The sequence below is a fragment of the Neorhizobium sp. USDA 3394 genome, assembly GCF_056280385.1.
In genome coordinates, this window is the sequence record NZ_JBWCDU010000001.1 from 2,800,959 (window position 1) to 2,824,399 (window position 23,441).

Sequence of the window (23,441 nt, forward strand, 5' to 3'; positions counted from 1 at the left end):
CCGACTTACTTACCGGGCTTGTAGATCTGGTCGAAAATGCCGCCGTCACCGAAATGCTCGGGCTGCGCCTTCTTCCAACCGCCGAAGATCGGATCGTCGATGGTGACGAGCTTGATGTTCGGCAGCGCCTTCAACAATTCCGGCTTTACCACATCGGGCTTCGAAGGACGATAGAAGTGCTTCGCCGCGATGTTCTGGCCCTCGTCGGAGTAGAGATACTGCAGATAGGCCTCCGCCTGCTTGCGTGTACCCTTGGAATCGACGGTCGCATCAACGACCGCGACCGGCGGCTCGGCGAGGATCGAAATCGGCGGAACGACGATCTCGAAGGCATCCTTGCCGAACTCGGCGCCGGCGAGATAGGCCTCGTTTTCCCAGGCGAGCAGCACGTCGCCGATCTGGCGCTGCGCAAAGGTGACCGTCGAGCCGCGGGCACCGGTATCGAGCACCGGAGCGCGCTTGTAGAGTTCGCCAACATAGGCCTTGATCTTGGCCTGGTCGCCCTTGAATTCCTCGTTCGCCCAGGCCCAGGCCGCAAGGTAGTTCCAGCGGGCGCCGCCGGAAGTCTTGGGATTGGGGGTTACGATCTGGATGTCGCCCTTCACGAGGTCGCCCCAGTTCTTGATCCCCTTCGGATTGCCCTTTCGGACGAGAAAGACGATCGTCGATGTATAGGGCGATGCGTGGTTCGGGAGGCGGTCACGCCAGCCGGCCTTGATCTTGCCGGACTTCTCGATCGCGTTGATGTCGCTTTCGAGCGCCAGCGTCACGACATCGGCCTCCAGACCGTCGATGACGGAACGAGCCTGCGCGCCGGAACCGCCATGCGACTGGCGGATCGTCACGTCGTCACCGCCCTGTGCCTTCCAGTATTTCGCGAAGGCGACGTTGAATTCCTTGTAGAGTTCTCGGGTCGGATCATAGGACACGTTGAGAAGCTGGCTTTGGGCAAAAGCCGGAGCGGCGATCCCGACCGAGATGCCGGTCGTCAGGGACAGACCGAGTGCGACGGCGCCCAAACGCGCACCCAGTCGCCGGCCCAATCCCGGGGCAAAATTGAACATGAGGTTCCCTCCTGTGGTTCTGCCGAAACTCTATCGGTTGGGTCGTCTTAGTCAATCGAGGGTGAGAAGAAGGCAAAACTGTTTCCCTTTGAAGGTCTGCGACGACAAAGAAACCATTAACCCTCGCTAGATGGGCAGAATGCCAGCATTGGCAAACCGACGGTTTGCAAAATCACAATCCGGCCATAATCGGGATTTTGGGGGCGCGGGAGGCGGGTTTTGCGAGCGACTTGGGGGAAGTCTGCTGAGGTGCTCACGGATAAGGGTTGGCCTTCGAGGCTGGCACCCTCTTCTCCCCAGCGGGGAGAAGGTGGCCCGAAGGGTCGGATGAGGGGGGCGGAGCCAATGACTACGCGGCGATCTTTGTGGGCGTGGCCCCCTCATCGCCTCGCTTTGCTCGGCACTTCTCCCCGCAGGGGAGAAGAAGGGAAGCCGTGGTGCGGCTACCGGCCGTACCGCTCACGCATACGCTTGAGGAAAGCTTCGTTGTCGAAGGACTGCGGCGGTCCGGATAACTCGCCGGCGATCAGGCATCCTGCAATGCCTTGATCCGCGCCAAATGATCACTGGGCGAAATGGAGGTGCTGCTACGCCATGTAGCCTCCTGCTGGAAGCAACATACCAAATTTTGGTACACAGCCAACCCGAAACCAAAGGCCTCAAGCCGTCAGCAACTCGCGAACGGGTGCCTTGGTATCCCCGGCGCCTTCGACGGCATCGGCGATCGTGGTGTTGAAGAGCACGTCGCGGGTCGCATCGGCAACCCGGGCGAAGACGTGGCGGATTTCGCAGAGGTGTTCGCCGTCGCAATCCTCGCATTTGCGGTAGGCGGTCTGCGAGAGGCAGGGCAGCGGCGCGATCGGGCCGTCGACCAGGCGCAGGACTTCACCGAAGGTGATGGCGTCGGCGGGTTTCAGCAGGAGATAGCCGCCCTGCTTGCCGCGGCGGGAGACGACGATACCGGAGCGTTTGAGGTCGAGCAGGATCTGTTCCAGAAATTTCTTCGGAATGCTCTGCTGGAGGGCAATCTCGGAAATCAGCATCGGCGCTTCGGGATTTGCCTGCGCCAGGGCGGCCAGGGCCCGAAGGGCATATTTCGCTTTCTGGGATATCATCACGCAACCATCGACAATAGCGCCGCCGCGAGGCGAATGGTCCTCACGGCGCCGCTCACTTAAGCTTCGTTCGGGGCATCCACAGGGCCGCCGGAAGGGCGCTCAGGGGCTGCATATCCGCCAGGGGAAACAGCGCCCCGGAGACATGTTCCCGCAATATCTCAAATCACGAGAAAATACAAACCAATGCAGGGGTTTCCGGGATAAAATCGGTCACTTTTGGTTAAGGCGGCAGGTTTTCTGTGTGAGCGCCGCTTTGGAGAGATATTTGCTCCGCATCACCATGGGAAGAAACGGGTTTTCCTGTCCTTGCGCGCGTGGAATCCGGATAATCCAGCAATTGCTAACGGAAGAAGCCCCATGACACTGCACGATGCCGCCGGCCCGGACCGTTCGGGACTGGCCGCCACCCTCGACGCGAAGCTTGAAAGCCTCGATCTCGCCGGGCGCCTGGCGCTCGCCGCCGAGCTGGGCCGCGCCGTGTTCACCACATCGCTCGGCATCGAGGACCAGGTGATATCCGCGGCGATCGGCACGCACCGCCTGCCGGTCGAGGTCTCGACGCTGGAGACCGGGCGGCTGTTCAAGGAAACCGTCGACCTGATCGGCGAGACCGAGGAACGCTACGGCATCGAGATCCGTCGTTTTCGGCCGGAGCAGGACGACATCGACGAATACGCCGCGAAATACGGCCTCAACGGCTTCTACGACAGCGTCGAAGCCCGCCACGCCTGCTGTCATGTGCGCAAGCTCAAGCCTCTTGCCAAGGCTCTGGCCGGCGCCGACGTCTGGATCACCGGCCTTCGCCGCGGCCAGTCCGGCAATCGCGCCACGACGCCGTTCGCCGAATACGACGCCGAGCGCAACCTGATCAAGATCAACCCGCTGGCCGACTGGGACATCGAGACGATCAATGCCCATGTGGCTGCGGAAGCGATCCCGGTCAACCCGCTGCACAAGCGCGGTTATCCTTCGATCGGCTGCGAGCCCTGTACCCGCGCCATCAAGCCCGGCGAGCCCGAGCGCGCCGGCCGCTGGTGGTGGGAAAACGACGAAAAGCGCGAATGCGGCCTGCATGTGCCGGAAAACGCCGCTCAACCGATCGCAGAGCCTGCGCCCCAAGCGAACTGAAGCCCTTCTTGTTGTTTCTAGAGACTACCCGGAGACCGAAATGCCCTTGTCAGTACAGGAAACGGAAGTGAAGAACCCGCCCGTTTCCAGACCGCCGCTCGATCCGCATCTGAAAGCCCTCGAAAACGAAGCGATCCACATCTTTCGCGAAGTGGCGGCGGAATTCGAAAAACCTGTCATGCTCTATTCGATCGGCAAGGACTCGTCCGTCCTGCTGCATCTCGCCCGCAAGGCCTTTTATCCCGGCCGGGTCCCCTTCCCGCTTCTCCACGTGGATACGACGTGGAAGTTCAGGGAGATGATCGAGTTCCGCGATCAGATCGCCGAGAAATACGATCTCGACCTGGTGGTCCACACCAACCCGCGCGGCGCCGAGGAAGGCATTACGCCCTTCAGCCACGGTTCGGCGCTCTACACGGACATCATGAAGACCGAGGCCCTGCGCCAGGCGCTCGATGCCGGCGGCTACGACGCGGCCTTCGGCGGCGCGCGGCGCGACGAGGAGGCCTCCCGAGCCAAGGAACGCATCTATTCGTTCCGCACCCCGGACCACAAATGGGATCCGCGCAACCAGCGCCCGGAACTCTGGAACATCTATAACGGCATGGTCCGCAAGGGCGAGAGCGTGCGCGCCTTCCCGCTCTCCAACTGGACCGAGGTCGATATCTGGCGCTACATCCAGGCGGAAGACATTCCGCTCGTGCCGCTCTATTACGCCGCCGAACGCCCCTATGTGGAGCGCGACGGGATGATGATCCTTGCCGAGGATCCGCGGCTTGAACTCAAGCCCGGCGAAACCGTGCAGCGGGGCATGATCCGGTTCCGCACGCTCGGCTGCTTCCCGCTGACCGGCGCCCTCCACTCGACCGCCTCCAACCTCGAAGAGGTGATCGCCGAGCTCGAGATCGCCACAGTTTCCGAACGCCAGGGCCGCGCCATCGACCGCGACCAGTCAGGCTCGATGGAAAAGAAGAAGCGCGAAGGATATTTTTGAGATGACCGCAACAGCAACCTCGCCCTCCGCGACCATCCTGCCCTTCGCAGAACCCCTGAAGGCGGTGCGCGACACGCGCCCGCTGCGCCTCATCACCTGCGGCTCGGTCGACGACGGCAAATCGACGCTGATCGGCCGCCTGCTCTGGGACACCAAGGCGGTCAAGGAAGACCAGGCAGCGACGCTTGCCCGCGACTCGGGCAGCCAGAACGATCTCGGCCTGCCGGACTTCGCCCTGCTGCTCGACGGCCTGCAGGCCGAGCGCGAACAGGGCATCACGATCGACGTCGCCTATCGCTATTTCTCCACCGACCGGCGCTCGTTCATCGTCGCCGACACGCCCGGCCATGAGCAATATACCCGCAACATGGCGACCGGCGCCTCGACCGCCGATCTCGCCATCCTGCTGGCCGACGCCCGAGCCGGTCTTCTCGAACAGACCCGCCGGCATGCGACGATCGCCGCCCTGATGGGCATCCGCCAGTTCGTGCTCGCGGTCAACAAGATCGACCTCGTCAACTACGACAAGGCCATCTTCGACAGGATCTCGCACGATTTCCGCGAGTTCGCCCTGTCGCTCGGCGTGCGCCAGATCACCGCCATCCCAATGTCGGCGCTCAAGGGCGAAAACGTCGTTTATCCGGCAGAAACCTCGATGCCCTGGTATGACGGCCCGACGCTGGTCGAAGCGCTGGAGCTGGCCACCGTGCGTTCCACCCAGGCCGGCGGTTTCCGCCTGCCGGTGCAGCGCGTCGTCCGCCCCGGCGAGAGTTTTCGCGGTTACCAGGGCACGGTTGCCGGCGGCTCGGTGAAGCCGGGCGACTCGGTGGTCATCCTGCCCTCTGGCACGGTCGCCAATGTCAGCCGGATCGTCACCTTCGACCTAGTGCGCAACGCGGCGGTCGCCGGCGACGCCATCACACTGGTCCTCGACCGGCAGGTGGACGTGGCGCGCGGCGACGTCATCGTCTCGCTCGACGGCCAGCCGATGACCGGCCACCATTTCGACGCGCAGCTCGTGTCGCTGCAGCCGGGCGGCATCGAGCCTGGCAAACGCTACTGGCTGAAGAGCGGTTCGCGCCGTCAGCGCGTCGCCGTCGAACCGATCAGCCAGCTCGAGCTTGCGACCGGCAAGTGGCAACCGCATGCCTCGACGCTTGCGATGAACGCGATCGGCAAGGTGCGCCTCTCCTTCGAGGAGCTGGCGGTCTTCGATGCCTACGACCAGAACCGCTCGACGGGCGCCTTCATCCTGATCGATCCGGATACGCTGAACACGGTTGCGGGCGGCATGATCACCGCCAAGCGCGGCGAGGTCGGCGGCATCCATCGTGGCCAGGGGGGCGAAGGCCAGCGCGTCGTGCTGTCGCTGCCGGCGGATCTTGCCGAGCAGCTGATGGCAAGCGAACTCTTCGCCAACCGCCGCGACGAGACCGAGGTCAAGCGGATGACCGCCAAGCAGGCAGCAGAGCTGTTCTCCAACGCCGGCGGCGATATTTGATCGTTTCGATCGACAGGACATAAAAAAGGGGCCGGAAGGCCCCTTTTTTATTGCCAGGTCCCCGTCAGGCGAGCGGCCGCGTCGAACCGCGCTGGACGAGGTTGAACGGCAGCTGAATGATGCGGCTTGGCAGGCATTCGTCGTTGATGGCCCGGACGAGGAGATCGGCGGAGCGATAGCCCATTTCGAAACGCGGCACCCGGATGGTCGTCAGCCTCGGTTCGGCGCAGGTGGCGAATTCCAGGTCGTTGTAACCACAGATGCCGAAATCCTCCGGCACGCGCAGGCCCGCCCGTTGCGCCTCGAACAGCGCGCCGAGCGCCAGATCGTCGTTCTGGCAGAATACCGCGTCGACGTCCGGCGCCGTTGCCAGCAGCCGCTTGAAGAGGTCGCAGCCGAACTGCACGCTGGTCTGCCTATGCTCGGTCATGACCAAGCCGGGATCGTAGAGCCCCGCCTCCTGCATCGCCACGGCATATCCCTCATGCCGCCGCTGGGCGCGAAGATCGCGACTTCCGCCGATCAGGCCGATGCGGCGATATCCGCAGGCAAGCAGATGGCGCGTCGCGGTCTCCGCCGCCTCGCGGTGATTGATGCCGACCGCGATACCCGAGGGCAGCAGGTTGAGATCGACGATCTGAACCACCGGGCACGGCGCGAGCTCAAGCAGGTCGCTGACGTGCTGATCCTGCAATCCCGTCAGGAGGATGCCGGCCGGATGCTGCGACAGGAAAAGCTTGACCTGACGGTATTCCTGATCCGGATCGTGGTTGGTGTTGGCATATTGGATGCGCAGATCCGTATCGCGCAATCGTTCCTCGATGCCGCTCATGATGCCCAGAAAAGCATGATTGGTCAGCGCCGGCGCCAGAACCCCGACGATGCCGTTATGGCGGCTTGCGAGCGCCCGGGCGGCAAGGTCGGGTACATATCCCATCCGCTCCACCTGGCAGAGGATCTTCGCCCGAAGCGGTTCGGACACCTTTTCCGGTTCTCGCAGGGCGCGGGAAACGGTGATCGAACTGACCCCGAGAACGTTCGCGACGTCAAGCAGGGTCACCCGTTCCGATCTGGCGCGTCTAGGCGGCATGCGTTCTGCGGCCCTCTCCCCTGCCAGGTGCAGGCGGCCGCCCGAAGCGGTTCCTGCGCCGGAAGGTCTTTCACAAGTTACACGTTCCCGCTGCCATGATGCCTTAGCGGGATGCCGAGCCCTAATATAATCTCGTCCTGATGAAGTAAGGATTGTGGATAAGACCGATCCAAGCCGCCAGCCTCGATGTATTCGGCCGTGCAGAGGTCCTGCTGGACTACGGTTTCTACAGTAAAAGCTATCGGGAGAGCGAAATCTCTTGGGAAGCCAGAGATCAGCTGGTCGGAGTGGAGTGATTCGAACACTCGACCCCCACGTCCCGAACGTGGTGCGCTACCAGACTGCGCTACACTCCGTGACCAGCGGCGCCTCTATAGACCAGCATTTTTCATTGCACAAGCGCCGCTCATGAAAAATATGCGACAGCGCGGCGATCGCCGGTGACCCGGCTCCGGAAAGGCGGAAAACCAGGGCGTTGCAAAAAAGCGGCGCAGGATAAATTTGATGTCGGAGGGCGCTCATCGCCTCGCGAAGCCTGACAGAAATCTGTTACGTGCAGTCTTGAAAACCTTGCCTCCCAGGCACAACAGAAGACATGAAGGATTTTTGAGGATCATGAGCCGCCGCGTCATCGCATCGACTGCCCTTTTCGCGCTCGCCCTTTCGGCCTGCACCACCGTCAGCGTTGCCAGCAATCCGATCGAGACCCGCTGGGTGGGCCGCTCTGCCGGCGAGTTCTTCGCGAAATTCAGCCCGCCGATCAGCGATATCGATGAGGGATCCACGACCGTTTACACTTGGCGTGGCGGCTATAACCGCATCAAGCAGCAGGGCGGCCGCACCGCCAGCGTCAGTTGCACCGCCAAGATCACCGTCTCCTCCAGCTACGTGATCCGCGACATCACCATCATCTCCGATCGCCCCGGCGCCAACGGCCCGAGCTATTGCACGGAACTGCTGACCGCCAGCTGAGGCGCGTGAGCCCGCGCGAGCGGATGACACACGTCATGAAAGCCGCTGGCCGCCGCCCGACAGGGTGGCCGGCGGCAATTTCTGAATGCGCCGCCGCGAAAGCGATGCTAGATCTCACCAGCGCCTTGGACAGCTTAACCGACGCGGTCAGAGGCCCGGCGCAAAACGGCAATGCCGCGACGGCCGCTTAGAGATCGCATCAGGCGCGGAGGCCGGGCATGGCGGAAGACATTAGTTTCGACATGGAATTCACCCCTTCCTATGGCGTGCCGGTCAGCGTTGACGAAGGCGTGCAGCGGCTTACCGTCAACAATCCGTCGCCATTCACCTTTCACGGCACCAATACCTACATCGTCGGCGGCTCCTCTGTCGCGGTCATCGATCCCGGCCCCGAGAACGAGGCGCATTTCGAAGCGCTGATGGCGGCGCTGAAGGGCCGCGAGGTCACCCATATCTTCGTCAGCCACACCCACCGCGACCATTCCCCGCTTGCCCGCCGGCTGAGCCAGGAGACCGGGGCGCCGACTGTTGCCGAAGGCCCGCACCGGGCCTCGCGGCCGCTGCATGCGGGCGAGGTCAACCCGTTCGCCGAAAGCGCCGACACCGGTTTCGTGCCCGATATCGCGGTTACCGATGGGCAAGTGATCGAAGGGGACGGCTGGGCGCTATCAGCCGTGCATACGCCCGGTCACACGGCAAACCATTCCGCCTTCGGGCTGGAAGGAACGGGCGTGCTGTTTTCCGCCGATCACGTGATGGCCTGGGCGACGACAATCGTCGCGCCGCCGGACGGGTCGATGGCCGATTTCATGGCCTCGATCGAAAAGCTGCTGCCGCGCGAGGATCGGGTCTTCTTGCCCGGACATGGCGGCCCGGTGAGAGAGCCGGGTTCGTTCCTGCGTGGGCTTCGCACCCATCGGCGCATGCGCGAACGGGCCGTGCTGGAGCGGATCAAGGCAGGCGACCGGCTGATCCCGGACATGGTGAAAGTGATCTATGCCAGCACCGATCCGCGCCTGCATGGGGCAGCGGCCCTTTCGGTGCTCGCGCATCTCGAAGACCTGGTCGAAAAAGGCCGCGTGCTGACCGAAGGCCCGCCGTCGCTTGCGGGCGTGTACTGGGCGGCCTGAAGCACCGCCACGCCTTCTATGCCTGGTCGTAACCGCAGCAGACTTTTGCGCGACATGCTTTAGTTGCCGGCGATCCCCAGCAGTTCGGTATCGAGCCGGTCGAGGAAATCCTCGGCAATGGCTTCGCTCATTCCGAGGTCATGCGGCCCGTAACGCGAGGCGACGCGGATATCGACGGAGGTGGTCTCGGCATCTTCGCGCAGCCGGATGACCAGGTCGAAACGCAGGCCGAGGATCAGGGTGCGGGTCTCGCCCTGCAGCAGGACGTCGCCGACATTGGCAAAAACCGGTGCGAGCGAAGGTTCCGGGCGCGGCAGCGGGATCGGCGCCACGTCGGGCACGGGCGCCTGTTCGTCCTGCGACGCGGGGCGCTGGGCGATATCCGGCGCGATCAACTCGACGCCTTCCTTCTTCGTGATCGCGATCCGGGCGGAAAGCACCGCCTTCTGCACACCCAGATAGACGCGGTCGAGGGCACCCTCGTAGCGCCTGCCGGTGAGGCCGGGATAGGCGGCGAACTGCACCCGCCGATCTGCAGGCGTGATGATCGTCGAGCGCGGCAGCCATTTCTGGCCGGCCTTCGGCTCGGCAACCCATGGCGGCGGGTCGGCAATATCGGTGGAAATGTCAAAGAGCGGCGGCAGGGTGTAATAATAGAAGGCGCCGGTCGCCACCACGGCAAGCGGGACGATGGCATAGATCAGCCCTTTCGTCGCCGCGACGCCCCCGGTTGCGCCGACCTGCCAGAGCCGCATCAGGCCGATCAGCGACAGGGGCACCGAAACGGCTGCAATCGCCGCCGAGAGAAACAGCAGCGCCAGGAAATCCGGGGTCGCCAGCGGGCCGAAACGATGGGCCAACGCTGCGATGACGAACAACGCCAGCGCCGATAAGGCCAGCCTGCGGGCCGTATAGGCCGAATGGGAAACGGGCCGGACAAAACGGACGGGCATGGGATCGGCTGGGGCTCCATGGCAAAAGCGCTTGCTCATGTGTAAAACAGCTTTGACCGGAATGGAATCCCAAGGTTGCAGCCGGTCGAATGAAAAGGAGTTCATGCCATGCGCCCTCACAGCCTTCTCCTCGTCGCCTCGCTTTGCGCCCTGCTGGCCGGCTGCCAGACCATGACGCCGGAGGAACGCCGCGCAGCGGACGAAACCACCTGCGCCAGCTACGGCTTCAGGCGCGGCACGGATGCGATGGCGCGCTGCATGCTCGACATCGAACTCGACCGTCGCGCCGAGGGCCGTTCGATGCAGTCCCGTGCCGATGCGATGATGTGGCGGCCGATGGTGATCGAGCGCCGGGTGATCGTCGAGCGGCGCTGAACCGCCGGCATCAGGGCGAGGCCCCAGAACGGCGCGTTCTCCGAACCAGCTTCCGCCGGCACGCCGGGTCTCCTCGATCAGCCCGAAGGGATATCCGGCCCCGAAGGCGAATACCTATTCGACTACCGGCGGTATTGCAGCTCGATCTTTACGCCTTCCGGGCCGTAGACGAAGATCTGGCCGATATCGGTATCGGGTATCGCATCGTGTTCGAAGCGGTAACCTGTCGCCTTGATCCTCTCGATGGCAGCGTCGTGGTCGTAGAAGCCGAAAGCCACATGGTTGAACATGCCGGGCGGAAAATCTGCATCGCGGGTGACCATGCTCAGGTGAATGAAGGGATGGCCGTCGAGATAAAGCCAGTGGCCCGGATCGGAAAAGGGTGGCCGGTAACCTTCCTCGGCCCCGAGCACCTTGCCCAGGAATGCGATCATCGCGTCGGCATCGCGCGTATGAATATTGACGTGGTCCAGGCGCGGCATGTTTTCCTCCCTGTCGCTCGCGGCGGGGAAGATAACATGGGGAAGCCGCTCTCCTAAACCTCGTGGCCGGAAACGACGACGGCCGGCCTCAGAAGTTCTTCATGTTGTAATGGGGAATTCCGACGTCGAAGAACTCCTCGCCATAGGCCTTGAAGCCGAAACGTTCGTACATGGAGATCTTGTCGCTCTGGGCGGCCAGATGAAAGCGGTTATCCCGCGCTTGGCCGTGCGCCTCCATGGCGGCGCGGATGATCGCGCTGGCGACGCCCTTGCCGCGCCAGGGCCTGGTGACGGCGACCCGGCCGATCTTGACGCAGTCTTCCGCGTAAATGACCCGCAGCGTGCCGCAGACCTCGCCCGCAACGACGGCTACGAAGTGGAAGGCGGTCAGGTCGTCGGCATCGAATTCCATGTCGGCCGGGACGTTCTGCTCAACGATGAAGACTTCGCGGCGAAGGCGGAAACCCTCATTGCAGAGCGTGCTGAAGACGGGCACGGCGAGAACGGTAACTTGGTTCATCCCTTCCTCCTTTCGATCGCCGCCTGGGCTGCGGCAAGGCGGGCGATCGGCACGCGGAAGGGCGAGCAGGAGACGTAGTCGAGGTCGGCACTCTCGCAGAAGCGGATCGAGGCGGGGTCGCCGCCATGTTCGCCGCAGATGCCGAGCTTGAGGTCGTTGCGGGTCCGGCGGCCGCGCTCGGCGGCGATCTGGATGAGTTCGCCAACGCCGTCGAAATCGAGCGAGATGAACGGGTCGTGCTCGATGATGCCCTTCCTCTGATAGGTGGGGATGAAGGCGGCCGCATCGTCGCGCGACATGCCGAAGGTCGTCTGGGTCAGATCGTTGGTGCCGAAGGAGAAGAATTCGGCCGTCTCGGCGATGACATGGGCGCGGATGGCGGCGCGCGGCAGCTCGATCATCGTGCCGACGAGATAGGCGATCGGGACGCCGGTTTCCTTGGCGACATCCTCGGCGACGCGGTCGATGACGCCCTTCACATAGTCCAGTTCCTTGCGCAGGCTGACGAGCGGCACCATGATTTCCAGCTCGACCGGTTCGCCGGTCAGCTTTCCGGCCTCCACCGCCGCCTCGAAGATGGCGCGCGCCTGCATTTCGGCGATCTCGGGATAGGAAATCGCCAGCCGGCAGCCGCGATGGCCGAGCATCGGGTTGAACTCGTGGATGGCATCGATGCGGCGGGCGAGGAAGGCCGGCGGCATCGCCATCGCCTTGGCGACCTCGGCGATCTCGGCTTCCGTCTTCGGCAGGAATTCGTGCAGCGGCGGATCGAGCAGGCGGATCGTCACCGGCAGGCCGTGCATGATCGAGAACAGCTCGATGAAATCCGAACGCTGCATCGGCAGGAGTTTTCCGAGCGCCTCGCGGCGGCCCTTTTCGTCCTCGGCGAGGATCATCTCGCGCATGACGTGGATGCGGTCGCCCTCGAAGAACATGTGTTCGGTACGGCACAGCCCGATGCCCTCGGCCCCGAAGGAGCGCGCGGCGCGGGCGTCCTGCGGCGTATCGGCGTTGGTGCGCACCGTCATGCGGCGGGTCTTGTCGGCCCAGGCCATCAGCTTGCCGAAATCGCCGGACAGCGCCGGCTGGATCATCGGCACCGCGCCCTTCAGCACCTGCCCGGACGAACCGTCTATCGTAACCGTGTCGCCGCGCTTCAGCGTCACGCCGCCGGCGCCGATCAGGAGTTCGTTGCGCAGATCGACGCGCATCGAGCCGGCGCCGACGACGCAGGGGATGCCCATGCCGCGGGCGACGACGGCGGCGTGGCTGGTCATGCCGCCGCGGGTGGTGAGTATCCCTTCGGCGGCATGCATGCCGTGAATATCCTCAGGGCTGGTTTCGATCCGCACGAGGATGACCTTGCGGCCTTCGTGTTCCGCCTCGACCGCCTCTTCGGCGGTGAAGACGATCTCGCCGGTGGCGGCTCCTGGGGAGGCCGGCAGGCCGGACCCGACCACGTGGCGCTCGACGCGCGGATCAATGGTCGGGTGAAGAAGCTGGTCGAGCGAGGGCGGCTCGATACGGCAGACCGCCTCTTCCTCGGTGATGACGCCCTCCTCCACCATGTCGACGGCGATCTTCATTGCCGCACGGGTGGTGCGCTTGCCGGAACGGGTCTGCAGCATCCACAGCTTGCCTCGCTCGACGGTGAATTCGAGATCCTGCATTTCGCGGTAATGGGCTTCCAGCCGGTCGCAGATCGCCTTGAACTCGGCGAACGTTTCCGGCATCAGCTTTTCCATCGACGGCTTTTCGGAGCCGGAGGCGATGCGTCCTTCCTCGGTGATCGATTGCGGCGTACGGATGCCGGCGACGACATCTTCCCCTTGCGCATTGACCAGAAACTCGCCGTAGAGCGCCTTATCGCCGGTCGAGGGATTGCGGGTGAAGGCAACGCCGGTCGCAGACGACGAACCGAGATTGCCGAACACCATGGTCTGGACGTTGACGGCCGTGCCCCATTCCTCCGGGATGCGGTGGAGCATGCGATAGGTCATGGCGCGCGGGTTCATCCAGCTCGAAAAGACGGCACGGATGGCGCCCCAGAGCTGCACATGCGGATCCTGCGGAAAGCCGGTGTCCAGCTCGTCCTCGATCATCCTTTTATAGAGGCTGACGACGTGCTGCCATTCTACGGCGGACAGATCGGTATCGTAGTCGTGGCCGAGCCGGGCCTTCTCGTCCTCGAGGATCTCCTCGAAGATCTCGTGATCGAGGCCCATGACCACATCGGCATACATCTGTATGAAGCGGCGGTAGCTGTCCCAGGCAAAGCGGGCATCGCCGGCATCATGCCCGAGCGACTGCACCGTTTCATCGTTGAGGCCGAGGTTGAGGACGGTGTCCATCATGCCGGGCATGGATGCGCGCGCGCCGGAGCGCACGGAAAGCAGCAGAGGTTTCGTCTTGCCGCCGAAGACCCGGCCCGTCAGCCCCTCGATCCCGCTAACGCCTTCGAGGACCTGCGCCTTCAGGTCGTCGGGAAGCGTGCTGCCATTCTCGAAATAGAAAACGCAGGCATCTGCAACGATGGTCAGCCCTGGAGGAACAGGCAGGCCAAGGCTTGCCATCTCGGCGAGATTGGCGCCCTTGCCACCCAGCCGCTCGACATCCGTGGCGCGGCCCTCCGCCTCGCCACCGCCGAAGCGATAGACCCATTTCGACATTGCTGCTCTCCACCCGTCGCAGTCTTTTGCGCAATAACTACAAGCTTTATGACGGTTTGGAAACGGATGTAGGCAGGAATATGTTGCGTCGCAACAAGAGTGGCCGGAGACGGCTACCAAATCGACCTGGGAGGCTAAGAAAACAAAGCTTTGCGGGGCCGGATCACAGGCGGCCCCGCAAAGCTTTCCGCCCGGGACAGGAAACCCGGACGGGGGGTGGGAAACTTTGAGTCGGACTGCGAAGAGCGTGGACGCTCAAGCGCGTTCCAATTTCACAATCCACAAAATAACAGTAGTCAAAAAATTACATCCCCCATATGGGTGATTCAACGTAGGCTGCAGGTACTTTACCCCCGGATGCCCCGTTAAAAATTGATGCTGGTCAATGAATTGACCTAAATCACGTCGCTAGACAATACAACTCTCACAACAGGCCTCACTTAGCTCGCCTCGCGCAGAAGTTCCGCGGTCTGGAGATCGACGGAAACGAGCTGGGAAACGCCCTGTTCACCCATGGTCACGCCGAAAAGGCGGTTCATGCGGGCCATGGTGATGGGATTATGGGTGATGATGATGAAACGGGTTTCGGTCGATGCCGCCATCTCGTCCATCAAGTTGCAATAACGTTCCACATTGTGGTCATCGAGCGGCGCGTCGACTTCATCCAGAACGCAGATCGGTGCCGGATTGGTCAGGAAGACGGCAAAGATCAGCGCCATCGCTGTCAGCGCCTGCTCGCCGCCTGAAAGCAGCGTCATGGTCTGCGGCTTCTTGCCGGGCGGCCGGGCGAGGATTTCGAGGCCCGCCTCAAGCGGGTCATCCGATTCGATCAGCTGCAGTTCCGCCGTGCCACCGCCGAAGAGATGGGTGAAGAGCCGCTGGAACTGCTCGTTGACCACGTCGAAGGCGGCCAGCAGCCGTTCGCGTCCTTCGCGGTTGAGGCTCTGGATCGCACCGCGGAGCTTGCGGATCGCGTCGATCACGTCGGCGCGCTCGCGCATCAGCGTGTCGAGCTTGTTGGAAAGCTCCGTCTGCTCTTCGTCGGCGCGCAGGTTGACGGCGCCGAGCCGTTCCCGCTCCATGCGCAGGCGATCGACCTCGCGCTCGATCTCGCGGATATCGGGCATGGGCGAATCGGGCTTCAGGCCCGCCAGCCGCAGGACTTCATGGGGCGCGACATTGAGCGTCTCGCGGATGCGGACCTCGCTCTCGTGGCGCTTCTCGGCCGCCGAAACCAGGCGCTCCTCCGCACGGCCGCGCTTTTCGCGCGACTCGGCCAGTTCGGAAAGGGCAACGACGGCGATCCGGTCTGCCTCGCGCTGATAGGTTTCGGCCTCGGCCAGCCGGTCGGCGGCGGCGCGGCGGGCCTCCTCGGCCTTCTGCAGCTCGGTGAGCAGCGCGCGGCGCTTGTCGTCGAATTCCTCAGGCGCGGCTTCGAGATCGGCGATCTCCTCGCGCGCCTCTTCCTCGCGCTCGCGAAGGCTCTCGATCTGGTTGGCGGCACTGGTGGCGCGGGCGGTCCAGGACGCACGCTCCTGGGCAATCGCGGCAAGGCGCCGCTTGCGGGCCTCGGTTTCGCGGCTCAGCCCCTCGTAACGGGCACGCGCCTCGGCGAGCAGGCCGCGATCGGTCGCCACAACGGCCTGCTGGTCGCGCAGCCGGCTGTCGAGGTGGGAAATATCCGGCGCGTCCTCGAGCTCGATGCGGGCGTTCTCTTCCTGGACGCCAAGATCCTCGATCTGCGCCGTCACCTGGTTGACCGCTTCGCCGGCCACGTCGCGGCGGCGCATCAGGTCGCCGGCGGCGCGTTCGGCGGCGGCCAGCGCATCGCGGGCTTCGGAAAGCTGGCGGGCGGCAATACGGGCGCGGTCGCGGGCATCCGTGAGGCGCCGCTCGGCAGAGGTGATCTCGGATGCGGCGGAGGCGAGCGCCACTTCGGTTTCGGACAGCACGATGCGCGCTTCGTCGATCTCGGCTTCCAGTTCCGAAAGCCGGTTCTTCTGGGAGAGCCGCAAAGCGGCCGCACCCGGAGCCTCGGAGCCGGTGACGTGTCCGTCCCAGCGATAGACGGCGCCTTCGCGGGTTACCAGACGCTGGCCGGGCCGCAGCAGGCGCATCATGCTCCGGGCATCAGACGCTGCGACGACGCCGATCTGGGCAAGGCTGCGGGACAGTTCCGGCGGGGCGGTGACATGGGCGATCAACGGCTGGGCACCCTGCGGCAGGCCGGGGTCGCCTGAGCCGTCGCCATTCACCGACCAGTAGGTCGGGGCCGATGCATCGACCGGGCTTTCGAGATCGTCGCCGAGCGCGGCACCGAGTGCCGCCTCGAAACCGCGATCGACGCGGATCATGTCGGCGACCGCGACGAAATCCCCCGACGTGGCACCGGCTGCCAGCATTTTCGAAATGGTGCGGGCTTCGGTTTCCAGCGCATTCAGCGCCGAGCGGGCCGTCTCCACGGGGCCGCGAGCCAGCAATTCGGCAGAGCGCGCAGCACCGAGAGCCGCCTCGACATCCTCGATGGCGATCGTCGCGTCCTCGACGGCGATTTCGGCCGCCTCGACCGTCTCACGCTTTTCCGCCGGGTCGTCGAGGCCGGAAAGCCGTTCGTTGATCGCGTCGAGTTCGCCGGTCGCGTCGGCGAGCTGCCGGTCGAGGCGCTGGCGGCGTTCGGTGAGATCGCGGATCAACCGTTCCAGCTGGTTGCGGCCGGCGGCGGCCTCGGCGCGCTCGGCGGTGATTGCCGAAAACAGCGCCTCGCTCGTCGCCAGCGACGCCGCGGCGGCCTCGAAGGCCTCGCGCATCTCTTCGGCTTCGGAGCCGGAATCGGCGAGCATGTCGTTGAGTTCGGCCTCCTCCTCGGCAAGCCTTTCGAGGAAGGCGGTGTTGTCGGCGGCGAGTTGCTCCTCGCGGCGGATGTCCTCGCCCAGCTGGGCGAGCCGGCGGGTCAGTTCGTCGCGGCGCTTCAGGAGGCGGCTCGCCTCCTCCTCCAGCTGGCCGCGGGCGATCTGCAGGCGCTGCAGGGCGGCACCGGCCTTCGCCTCTTCCTCGCGCAATTCCGGCAGCTTGAGGCTGGCGATCGCCTGGTTCTTGGCGGCCTCCATCTGCGCCTGCGCCTTTTCGGCGACCAGGCTGGTCACCTGGTTGAGCGCGCTTTCCGCCTCGCCTTCCGCCTCCTTGGCCTGCACCCAGCGGATATGCAGGAGCATCGCCTCGCGGGCACGGATATCGGCCGACAGCGTCTTGAAGCGGTTTGCCTGGCGGGCCTGACGCTTGAGGCTCTCGATCTGGCTTTCGAGCTGCGAGAGCACGTCGTCCAGGCGTTCAAGATTGCCTTCGGCAGCGCGCAGCCGCAGTTCCGCCTCGTGGCGGCGGGAATGCAGGCCGGAAATGCCGGCCGCCTCTTCGAGAAGCTGGCGACGGGCCTGGGGTTTGGCCTGGATCAGTTCCCCAATGCGGCCCTGCCCGACCATGGAGGGCGAGCGGGCGCCGGTCGAGGCATCGGCGAACAGGAGCTGCACGTCCTTGGCGCGGGCTTCCTTGCCGTTGATGCGGTACACGGAGCCGGACTCGCGCTCGATGCGGCGGGTCACCTGGATTTCGTCGGAATCGTTGAAGGCGGCAGGCGCCGTGCGGTCGGAATTGTCGAGATAGAGGCCGACTTCGGCGGTATTGCGGGCCGGCCGGTTGCCGGAGCCCGAAAAGATCACGTCGTCCATGCCGGACGCGCGCATGTTCTTGTAGGAGTTTTCCCCCATCACCCAGCGCAGCGCCTCGACAAGGTTCGACTTGCCGCAGCCGTTCGGGCCGACCACGCCGGTCAGCCCGCGCTCGATGATGAATTCCGTCGGTTCGACGAAAGACTTGAATCCGAGAACGCGCAGCTTGTTGAACTTCATGCCGCGCCCCTCACCTTCCCGTCAGGGAAGGCGTGCTCACAACAGGCTGTCGATGAGCTTGGACATGGATTCAACAGACATATCTCCCGAATACTTCTTGCCGCCAATCAGGAAGGTCGGAGTGGAATTTACGCCAAACTCGTCCGCGCCCCTCTTAACGACTGCATTCACTTCATCGAGAAGCTTCTGGTTCGTCAAGCAGGCCTCGAAAGTCTGCTGTGAGTAACCTGCGACTTTGACCGCCTGGAGCAGCGCATTGCGCACATTTCCGTCGGCGGGCGCCGCCCAGCCGCGCTGCTGCTTGAAGAGCATCGACACCATCGGGAAATATTGGGCGGGCGTCGAAAGCTCGGCGGCGTTCTGCGGGCTGCAGCGGGCGAGCATGAAAGCGGCGGTCGCGACCGGATCAAACGGGAATTCGCGGAGGATGAAGCGCACCTTGCCGCTATCGATATACTTGGTCTTGATCGTCTCGAAGGTCTTGTTGTGGAAGCTGGCGCAATGCGGGCAGGTCATCGACATGTATTCGATGATCGTGACCTTGGCCTTTTCGTCGCCCAGCGCCATTTCCGGCAGCGGACCCGGCTTCAGCGCGGCGGCCATGTCCACGGTTCCCTGGGACTCCGGCAATTCCTGCGCGAAAGCTTCGGAAACACCAAGCGGCAAGGCTAGGCAAACAGCGGTGACTGCCACTCCGCCGAGAAGCGCGCGCCTGGTCATGGTCATTTCGTTCATCTGCATGGAACACCCGTGTGCGAGAGATTTTCAATAAAGGTGACATTCCGTATCGCGGCGCCCCAGCGCGAACAAGCTGTCGATAGGCAAATCTCTTCAAAGAATTGTGACAAATCGGAGGTCTATCAAGAGGATCGGCGGGTTTATCTCTCAGACCTTGCGTTTCTGCTGCAGGACGGCGGTGCCGAGCCTTGCCACGGCCTTCTTGAGCGCCTCGCTTTCGATGCCTTCCATCATGGCTTCCAGCCGCTTGGCGGCCTCGCCTTTCAGCGGCGGCGGCTTGCGGGGATGCTTGAAGGTCTGGGATACCGGTTTCTGGACGATGCGGATCTGGCGCACGGCCGGAAACCCGAAAAACCCGTTGATGCGGGCGATCAGTTCGCCCTGGGCATGGGTGAGGAAAAGAGCGCGCGCACCTTCGCAGGCGATCGTCAGGACCCCTGCCTGGTGACCGCCGCCCGAACCGGTGCCCTCGTCACGGCGCGGCCAGGCGATCTTTTCCGGCCGCGTGCAATCTGCAAAGTCCTCGCCGGCAATCTCGTCCCAGGAGCCGAGCAGTGCCGTCGATATGCCGGCGCGGCGGGCGAGCACCGGATCGATGATGCCGTTCGCGATTTCCGATATCTGCAGCTCGCGTTTCTTGGGATAACTCATGACGCCCGCCATTGCGGCCCCGGCAGGCCTTGATGCCGGCGCACTCTTCCCACAACTATACGCCATCTCTTCCCATTACGGCAAACGATGCTCCAGACGCTCCACATCACCCATGCGCAGAAGCTGCTGACCTGGTACGACCGGCACCATCGGGAGCTTCCATGGCGGGTAAGCCCGGCGGCGGCAAAGGCCGGGAAACGGGCAGACCCCTACCACGTCTGGCTTTCGGAAGTGATGCTGCAGCAGACGACCGTTCAGGCGGTGAAACCCTATTTCGCCAAGTTCCTGACGCTCTGGCCCAAGGTGACCGATCTTGCCGCGGCACCGGTCGAGGACGTGATGGCGGCCTGGGCGGGGCTTGGTTATTACGCCCGCGCCCGCAACCTGAAAAAATGTGCCGAAGCTGTCGCCTCCGAGCATGGTGGCGTGTTTCCCGACACGGAGGAAGGCCTGCGAGCGCTTCCCGGCATCGGTGACTATACGTCCGCCGCCGTCTCCGCCATCGCCTTCAATCGCCAGTCCGCCGTCATGGACGGCAATGTCGAGCGGGTGATTTCGCGGCTCTACGCCATTGACGCGCCGCTTCCGGGCTCGAAACCGGCAATGAAGGCCAGGGTAGCCGAACTGACGCCGGCCGACCGGCCCGGCGATTTCGCACAGGCGATGATGGATCTCGGCGCGACGATCTGCACCCCGAAACGACCGACCTGTGCGCTCTGTCCCTTCCGCGACGACTGTCTGGCCTTTGCAGAACACGACCCGGAACGGTTTCCGGTCAAAGTGGCGAAGAAGGAAAAGCCGGTGCGGCTCGGCGCCGTCTTCGTGGCCGTGACGCCGGCAGGCGAAGTGCTGTTGCGGCGACGGATCGACAGCGGCCTGCTCGGCGGCATGACGGAAGTGCCGACCACCGCCTGGACGTCGCGCATCGACGGCGGAACCACGACGGACCACGCGCCCTTCCCCGCCGAATGGGAGGCATCGGGCTCCGTCACCCACGTCTTCACCCATTTCGAACTGAGGCTTTCGGTCTTCCGCGCGAAGACCGAGAGGGTCGCTACCGCCGACGGCTGGTGGGAACCTGTCGCCAATCTCGATGCCCAGGCCTTGCCGACGGTGATGAAAAAAGCCATCACCCAGGCTATTCCACTGGCCTTCGCAAAATCTCCGAACTAGTTCAAACGCCTTCAATTTCCAGGACACCGTTCATGGCAGCCAAGATCGACCACATCGTTTTCGACATCGGCAAGGTGCTGATCCACTACGATCCGAACCTTCCCTATGCCCGCGTCATTCCGGACGAGGAGGAGCGCAAATGGTTCTTCGAGAACGTCTGCACCCATGAATGGAACCTGGAGCAGGATCGCGGCCGCAAGTGGGAAGACGCCGAGGCGCTGCTGATCGCGCAATATCCGGAGCGCGAGGAGCAGATCCGCGCCTTCCGCAAATACTGGCACGAAATGGTGCCACATGCCTATGACGGCGCGGTCAAGATCATGGAAAGCCTGATCGACAACGGCCGCGACGTGACGATGCTGACCAATTTCGCCGCCGACACGTTCGCCGAGGCCCGCAAGATCTTCCCCTTTCTGAACAAGCCGAGGGGCGTGACCGTGTCGGGCGAGATCGGCCTGATCAAGCCGGACGTAGGGATCTACGAAAAGCACGCCCGCGACTTCGGCCTTACGCCGGAAGCTTCGATCTTCATCGACGACAGCCATGCAAACGTCGAGGGTGCGCGCGCGGCCGGCTGGCAGGCGGTGCACTTCAAGGATCCCGAGACGCTACGGCAGGACCTGATCGCCCACGGCATCGAGGTATAAGGCTGCCCGGTTGCGGGGCCGGTTCCTAGAGGATCCGGCTCGCCGCGCAGACGCGACCGACGACCTTCAAATCGGACAAACCGTCCTTGAGGACATGCTGAGGGCGATACCGTTCCAGATTGTCCGGCAGGAGATCGAGGCTGCCGTCGGCAAGCCGCTGCACCCGCCGGGCGATCAGTTCCGCGCCGGTATCGAACAGATAGACGCTCCCGTCCTCCAGCTTGCGGTCGCTGATATCGACGAACATCGGCGTACCACCGGCGATCGTCGGCGACATGCTGTCGCCGCTCGCGGTTACGACCCGCATGTTTTCCGGATCGACCGAGAGCTTCGCCCAGAAATCTCGCGGGATCGCCGTCCATGTTATATCCCGGGAAGGCCGCCCGGGCACCGCGTCTTCATAAGCCGGGATGACTGTGCGATCGGCGAGATCCCAGACCGGGGCGGGTTCCGAAAATCCGGCCACCGGGATTTCCGGAGGGATGAAATGGATGATCCCGTCCTCGACCGACCAGTCGTTGCCGAGATATTCGATCGGCACCTCGGCGAGCTCCGCCATCATGGTGAGCGTGCTGTGGCGCGGTTCGGTCTTGCCGTGGCGGTAGTTGTCGAGCGTGTTGTCGTTGAGGCCCAGCGCATCGACGACGCGCAGGCGGCCGCCGGCCAGTTCGCAGAGGATCAGCATCTTGAGCGCCACCGCCCGGCGCGCGGCATCCCTGCCCTCCCAGCTGGGAGAGAACCGCGCCAACGCACGCTCGATCCGGTGGCGCAACTCGCCATTCACAGGCATGGACATTTTCAGAAACGCTGAATTGGAAATCTGTTCAACCCCGTACAACCTACGATATCAAGCGCAGGTGACGGCGGGAATACCCGAAATTTCGCAAGGTCGAATTTGGCCGGGTGGCGGAGGCTGACAGAGCGGCGCGCAAAAAGAAATGGCGCCCGGGATCAGCCTTCCCGGGCGCCAATTATCCTCGTCCGGGACTAGAGGTACGAAACCGGACGAGGCATTCGGTTGGTGTGGCGGGGACCGGTGGATCAGTCCAGTTTTGCCATACCGTTTCGGATCACGGATCGCAGTTCATCGATGGGCTTGAGCGATTGCCCGTCGTCGAAATGCCAGAACGTCCATCCGTTGCATGCATCAAGGCCCTGCACTTTCGCGCCGAGACGATGAATGGAACCAGCCTCGCCACCTGCCGAGAGCGTGCCGTCGGCGCGGATGATCGCGCTGTGGCGGCGCTTCGCATCGGTCAGGACCTGACCGGGCTTGACGAGACCGCTTTCGACCAGCGTGTTGAAGGCGACACGGGGTTCAGCCTTCTTGCCGGTCATGACCGTCAGTTCCGCCTTGCCGAGCGGCTCGACGGAGGCGATGCGCTCGGAAGCCGCATCGATATAGTCCTGCTCGCGCTCGATGCCGACGAAGTTGCGGCCGAGGCGTTTCGCGACCGCACCCGTGGTACCGGTACCGAAGAACGGATCGAGGATGACGTCGCCCGGCTTGGTCGAGGCCATGATCACACGGGCGAGCAGCGCTTCCGGCTTCTGGGTCGGGTGGACCTTCTTGCCGTCGTCGCCTTTCAGGCGTTCGCCGCCGGAGCAGATCGGGAACAGCCAGTCGGAGCGCATCTGCACGTCGTCGTTGGAAGCCTTCAGCGCATCGTAGTTGAAGGTATAGCCCTTCGATTTGGAGTCGCGGCTCGCCCAGATCATCGTCTCATGGGCATTCTGGAACCGGCGGCCCTTGAAGTTCGGCATCGGGTTGACCTTGCGCCAGACGATGTCGTTCAGCAGCCAGAAATTCAGGTCCTGCATGATGGCGCCGACGCGGAAGATGTTGTGGTAGGAGCCGATGACCCAGATCGTGCCATTCGGCTTCAGCACGCGGCGGCAGGCAAGGAGCCAGGCGCGGGTGAAGGCGTCGTAGATTTCGAAGGAGGCGAACTGGTCCCATTCGTCATCGACGGCATCGACCAGCGACTGGTCGGGACGGTGCAACGTGCCGCCGAGCTGCAGATTATACGGGGGATCGGCGAAGATCGCATCGACGGAATGATCCGGCAGGGCTTCCAGGGCAGCGACGCAATCGCCCTTGATGATGGAGTTTAGCCAAGTGTCCGGACGGACCTGACGCTTCAGGTCGGCCAGCGGAAGAACTGCTGCCATGTGCTACTCGCTACGCTCTACTCGATACGAATTTTACTGCCTGTTATGGTTACCTATTTTGGTTACTAAAGCCTGAAGCGGTGCGCGATTTCGGGAAAAATTTTGAGGCGTGGAAAGATAAGCCGGCTTGATCATTCCGACACTTGCCGTATCTTTGGAGAA

20 protein-coding genes and 1 tRNA gene are annotated in these 23,441 nt (G+C 63.6%); 8 read left to right on the plus strand and 13 right to left on the minus strand.

Features of this window, described 5'->3' with window-relative positions; translation table 11 throughout:
• Nucleotides 1-5: 5 nt before the first annotated feature.
• Both ACZ9EJ_RS13845 and ACZ9EJ_RS13850 read right to left on the minus strand, forming a co-directional pair.
• On the minus strand, nucleotides 6-1,064 hold the full coding sequence (locus ACZ9EJ_RS13845; RefSeq protein WP_046641576.1) for a sulfate ABC transporter substrate-binding protein: 1,059 nt from the start codon (nucleotides 1,062-1,064) through the stop codon (nucleotides 6-8).
• Nucleotides 1,065-1,723: 659 nt separating this feature from the next.
• Entirely contained in the window at nucleotides 1,724-2,179 is a 456-nt protein-coding gene (locus ACZ9EJ_RS13850) for an RrF2 family transcriptional regulator (protein ID WP_007752778.1), read from the minus strand.
• Between the two features lie 360 nt (nucleotides 2,180-2,539).
• Between ACZ9EJ_RS13850 and ACZ9EJ_RS13855 the strand changes: the two genes are divergently transcribed.
• Genes ACZ9EJ_RS13855 through cysN form a run of 3 tightly spaced genes read left to right on the plus strand, consistent with a single transcriptional unit; the run spans nucleotide 2,540 to nucleotide 5,805 of the window.
• Nucleotides 2,540-3,310 (plus strand): phosphoadenylyl-sulfate reductase, encoded by a 771-nt coding sequence (locus ACZ9EJ_RS13855; RefSeq protein ID WP_046641575.1) that lies wholly within the window; start codon nucleotides 2,540-2,542, stop codon nucleotides 3,308-3,310.
• Between the two features lie 40 nt (nucleotides 3,311-3,350).
• Nucleotides 3,351-4,304, plus strand: coding sequence for a sulfate adenylyltransferase subunit CysD (cysD, locus tag ACZ9EJ_RS13860; protein ID WP_046641574.1), 954 nt, complete (start codon nucleotides 3,351-3,353; stop codon nucleotides 4,302-4,304).
• 1 nt (nucleotide 4,305) lies between these two features.
• On the plus strand, nucleotides 4,306-5,805 hold the full coding sequence (cysN, locus tag ACZ9EJ_RS13865) for a sulfate adenylyltransferase subunit CysN (RefSeq protein ID WP_046641573.1): 1,500 nt from the start codon (nucleotides 4,306-4,308) through the stop codon (nucleotides 5,803-5,805).
• Nucleotides 5,806-5,869: 64 nt separating this feature from the next.
• Here the strand turns inward: cysN and ACZ9EJ_RS13870 are convergent, their stop codons facing one another.
• Both ACZ9EJ_RS13870 and ACZ9EJ_RS13875 read right to left on the minus strand, forming a co-directional pair.
• The gene (locus ACZ9EJ_RS13870) at nucleotides 5,870-6,895 is read right to left on the minus strand and encodes a LacI family DNA-binding transcriptional regulator (protein WP_046641572.1); all 1,026 of its coding nucleotides are present in this window, start codon (nucleotides 6,893-6,895) and stop codon (nucleotides 5,870-5,872) included.
• 279 nt (nucleotides 6,896-7,174) lie between these two features.
• A tRNA-Pro gene (locus ACZ9EJ_RS13875) sits at nucleotides 7,175-7,251 on the minus strand.
• 259 nt (nucleotides 7,252-7,510) lie between these two features.
• Between ACZ9EJ_RS13875 and ACZ9EJ_RS13880 the strand changes: the two genes are divergently transcribed.
• Nucleotides 7,511-7,867: a hypothetical protein gene (locus ACZ9EJ_RS13880; protein WP_046632613.1), complete on the plus strand. Its 357-nt coding sequence runs from the start codon at nucleotides 7,511-7,513 to the stop codon at nucleotides 7,865-7,867.
• 218 nt (nucleotides 7,868-8,085) lie between these two features.
• Nucleotides 8,086-8,997 carry an MBL fold metallo-hydrolase gene (locus ACZ9EJ_RS13885; protein ID WP_046641570.1) on the plus strand — a complete coding sequence of 304 codons (912 nt, stop codon included), beginning with the start codon at nucleotides 8,086-8,088 and terminating at the stop codon, nucleotides 8,995-8,997.
• Between the two features lie 59 nt (nucleotides 8,998-9,056).
• Here the strand turns inward: ACZ9EJ_RS13885 and ACZ9EJ_RS13890 are convergent, their stop codons facing one another.
• The gene (locus ACZ9EJ_RS13890; protein ID WP_046632618.1) at nucleotides 9,057-9,950 is read right to left on the minus strand and encodes a DUF1499 domain-containing protein; all 894 of its coding nucleotides are present in this window, start codon (nucleotides 9,948-9,950) and stop codon (nucleotides 9,057-9,059) included.
• Between the two features lie 108 nt (nucleotides 9,951-10,058).
• On the opposite strand from ACZ9EJ_RS13890, the gene ACZ9EJ_RS13895 reads away from it, so the two are divergent.
• Nucleotides 10,059-10,325: a hypothetical protein gene (locus tag ACZ9EJ_RS13895; RefSeq protein WP_046632619.1), complete on the plus strand. Its 267-nt coding sequence runs from the start codon at nucleotides 10,059-10,061 to the stop codon at nucleotides 10,323-10,325.
• A gap of 122 nt (nucleotides 10,326-10,447) precedes the next feature.
• Here ACZ9EJ_RS13895 and ACZ9EJ_RS13900 read toward each other — a convergent pair whose 3' ends face one another.
• The 6 genes from ACZ9EJ_RS13900 to ACZ9EJ_RS13925 all read right to left on the minus strand — a co-directional run bounded on the left by ACZ9EJ_RS13900 (nucleotide 10,448) and on the right by ACZ9EJ_RS13925 (nucleotide 19,287).
• A complete protein-coding gene (locus ACZ9EJ_RS13900) occupies nucleotides 10,448-10,807 on the minus strand; it encodes a VOC family protein (protein ID WP_046641569.1) in 360 nt (119 codons plus the stop codon).
• An 88-nt stretch (nucleotides 10,808-10,895) separates the two neighbouring features.
• Nucleotides 10,896-11,327, minus strand: coding sequence for a GNAT family N-acetyltransferase (locus ACZ9EJ_RS13905; protein ID WP_046641568.1), 432 nt, complete (start codon nucleotides 11,325-11,327; stop codon nucleotides 10,896-10,898).
• Complete coding sequence (gene ppdK / locus ACZ9EJ_RS13910; RefSeq protein ID WP_046641567.1) at nucleotides 11,324-13,996, minus strand: pyruvate, phosphate dikinase; 2,673 nt, start codon at nucleotides 13,994-13,996, stop codon at nucleotides 11,324-11,326. The genes ACZ9EJ_RS13905 and ppdK overlap by 4 nt, the downstream gene beginning before the upstream one ends.
• Before the next feature lie 440 nt (nucleotides 13,997-14,436).
• Entirely contained in the window at nucleotides 14,437-17,898 is a 3,462-nt protein-coding gene (locus tag ACZ9EJ_RS13915; RefSeq protein WP_046641566.1) for a chromosome segregation SMC family protein, read from the minus strand.
• Nucleotides 17,899-17,934: 36 nt separating this feature from the next.
• A complete protein-coding gene (locus ACZ9EJ_RS13920) occupies nucleotides 17,935-18,639 on the minus strand; it encodes a DsbA family protein (protein WP_046641565.1) in 705 nt (234 codons plus the stop codon).
• A gap of 144 nt (nucleotides 18,640-18,783) precedes the next feature.
• Nucleotides 18,784-19,287 carry a DUF721 domain-containing protein gene (locus ACZ9EJ_RS13925; RefSeq protein WP_046632898.1) on the minus strand — a complete coding sequence of 168 codons (504 nt, stop codon included), beginning with the start codon at nucleotides 19,285-19,287 and terminating at the stop codon, nucleotides 18,784-18,786.
• 87 nt (nucleotides 19,288-19,374) lie between these two features.
• Between ACZ9EJ_RS13925 and mutY the strand changes: the two genes are divergently transcribed.
• Both mutY and ACZ9EJ_RS13935 read left to right on the plus strand, forming a co-directional pair.
• Entirely contained in the window at nucleotides 19,375-20,460 is a 1,086-nt protein-coding gene (mutY, locus tag ACZ9EJ_RS13930; protein WP_046641564.1) for an A/G-specific adenine glycosylase, read from the plus strand.
• Nucleotides 20,461-20,492: 32 nt separating this feature from the next.
• Nucleotides 20,493-21,107, plus strand: coding sequence for an HAD family hydrolase (locus tag ACZ9EJ_RS13935; protein WP_046641563.1), 615 nt, complete (start codon nucleotides 20,493-20,495; stop codon nucleotides 21,105-21,107).
• A gap of 25 nt (nucleotides 21,108-21,132) precedes the next feature.
• Here ACZ9EJ_RS13935 and ACZ9EJ_RS13940 read toward each other — a convergent pair whose 3' ends face one another.
• Both ACZ9EJ_RS13940 and ACZ9EJ_RS13945 read right to left on the minus strand, forming a co-directional pair.
• Nucleotides 21,133-21,897: a S24 family peptidase gene (locus ACZ9EJ_RS13940; protein ID WP_052764661.1), complete on the minus strand. Its 765-nt coding sequence runs from the start codon at nucleotides 21,895-21,897 to the stop codon at nucleotides 21,133-21,135.
• Nucleotides 21,898-22,148: 251 nt separating this feature from the next.
• A complete protein-coding gene (locus tag ACZ9EJ_RS13945) occupies nucleotides 22,149-23,279 on the minus strand; it encodes a site-specific DNA-methyltransferase (RefSeq protein WP_046632635.1) in 1,131 nt (376 codons plus the stop codon).
• Between the last annotated feature and the right edge of the window lie 162 nt (nucleotides 23,280-23,441).

What these genes read in the sequence shown, in the direction of transcription:
- ACZ9EJ_RS13920 (WP_046641565.1), bottom strand. Translation starts at nt 18,639, where the DNA reads ATGCAGATGAACGAAATGACCATGACCAGGCGCGCGCTTCTCGGCGGA.
- ACZ9EJ_RS13925 (WP_046632898.1), bottom strand. Translation starts at nt 19,287, where the DNA reads ATGAGTTATCCCAAGAAACGCGAGCTGCAGATATCGGAAATCGCGAAC.
- ACZ9EJ_RS13850 (WP_007752778.1), bottom strand. Translation starts at nt 2,179, where the DNA reads ATGATATCCCAGAAAGCGAAATATGCCCTTCGGGCCCTGGCCGCCCTG.
- cysD (WP_046641574.1), top strand. Translation starts at nt 3,351, where the DNA reads ATGCCCTTGTCAGTACAGGAAACGGAAGTGAAGAACCCGCCCGTTTCC.
- ACZ9EJ_RS13905 (WP_046641568.1), bottom strand. Translation starts at nt 11,327, where the DNA reads ATGAACCAAGTTACCGTTCTCGCCGTGCCCGTCTTCAGCACGCTCTGC.
- ACZ9EJ_RS13870 (WP_046641572.1), bottom strand. Translation starts at nt 6,895, where the DNA reads ATGCCGCCTAGACGCGCCAGATCGGAACGGGTGACCCTGCTTGACGTC.
- ACZ9EJ_RS13845 (WP_046641576.1), bottom strand. Translation starts at nt 1,064, where the DNA reads ATGTTCAATTTTGCCCCGGGATTGGGCCGGCGACTGGGTGCGCGTTTG.
- ppdK (WP_046641567.1), bottom strand. Translation starts at nt 13,996, where the DNA reads ATGTCGAAATGGGTCTATCGCTTCGGCGGTGGCGAGGCGGAGGGCCGC.
- ACZ9EJ_RS13855 (WP_046641575.1), top strand. Translation starts at nt 2,540, where the DNA reads ATGACACTGCACGATGCCGCCGGCCCGGACCGTTCGGGACTGGCCGCC.
- ACZ9EJ_RS13890 (WP_046632618.1), bottom strand. Translation starts at nt 9,950, where the DNA reads ATGCCCGTCCGTTTTGTCCGGCCCGTTTCCCATTCGGCCTATACGGCC.
- ACZ9EJ_RS13880 (WP_046632613.1), top strand. Translation starts at nt 7,511, where the DNA reads ATGAGCCGCCGCGTCATCGCATCGACTGCCCTTTTCGCGCTCGCCCTT.
- ACZ9EJ_RS13885 (WP_046641570.1), top strand. Translation starts at nt 8,086, where the DNA reads ATGGCGGAAGACATTAGTTTCGACATGGAATTCACCCCTTCCTATGGC.
- ACZ9EJ_RS13935 (WP_046641563.1), top strand. Translation starts at nt 20,493, where the DNA reads ATGGCAGCCAAGATCGACCACATCGTTTTCGACATCGGCAAGGTGCTG.
- ACZ9EJ_RS13945 (WP_046632635.1), bottom strand. Translation starts at nt 23,279, where the DNA reads ATGGCAGCAGTTCTTCCGCTGGCCGACCTGAAGCGTCAGGTCCGTCCG.
- mutY (WP_046641564.1), top strand. Translation starts at nt 19,375, where the DNA reads ATGCTCCAGACGCTCCACATCACCCATGCGCAGAAGCTGCTGACCTGG.
- ACZ9EJ_RS13900 (WP_046641569.1), bottom strand. Translation starts at nt 10,807, where the DNA reads ATGCCGCGCCTGGACCACGTCAATATTCATACGCGCGATGCCGACGCG.
- ACZ9EJ_RS13940 (WP_052764661.1), bottom strand. Translation starts at nt 21,897, where the DNA reads ATGCCTGTGAATGGCGAGTTGCGCCACCGGATCGAGCGTGCGTTGGCG.
- cysN (WP_046641573.1), top strand. Translation starts at nt 4,306, where the DNA reads ATGACCGCAACAGCAACCTCGCCCTCCGCGACCATCCTGCCCTTCGCA.
- ACZ9EJ_RS13915 (WP_046641566.1), bottom strand. Translation starts at nt 17,898, where the DNA reads ATGAAGTTCAACAAGCTGCGCGTTCTCGGATTCAAGTCTTTCGTCGAA.
- ACZ9EJ_RS13895 (WP_046632619.1), top strand. Translation starts at nt 10,059, where the DNA reads ATGCGCCCTCACAGCCTTCTCCTCGTCGCCTCGCTTTGCGCCCTGCTG.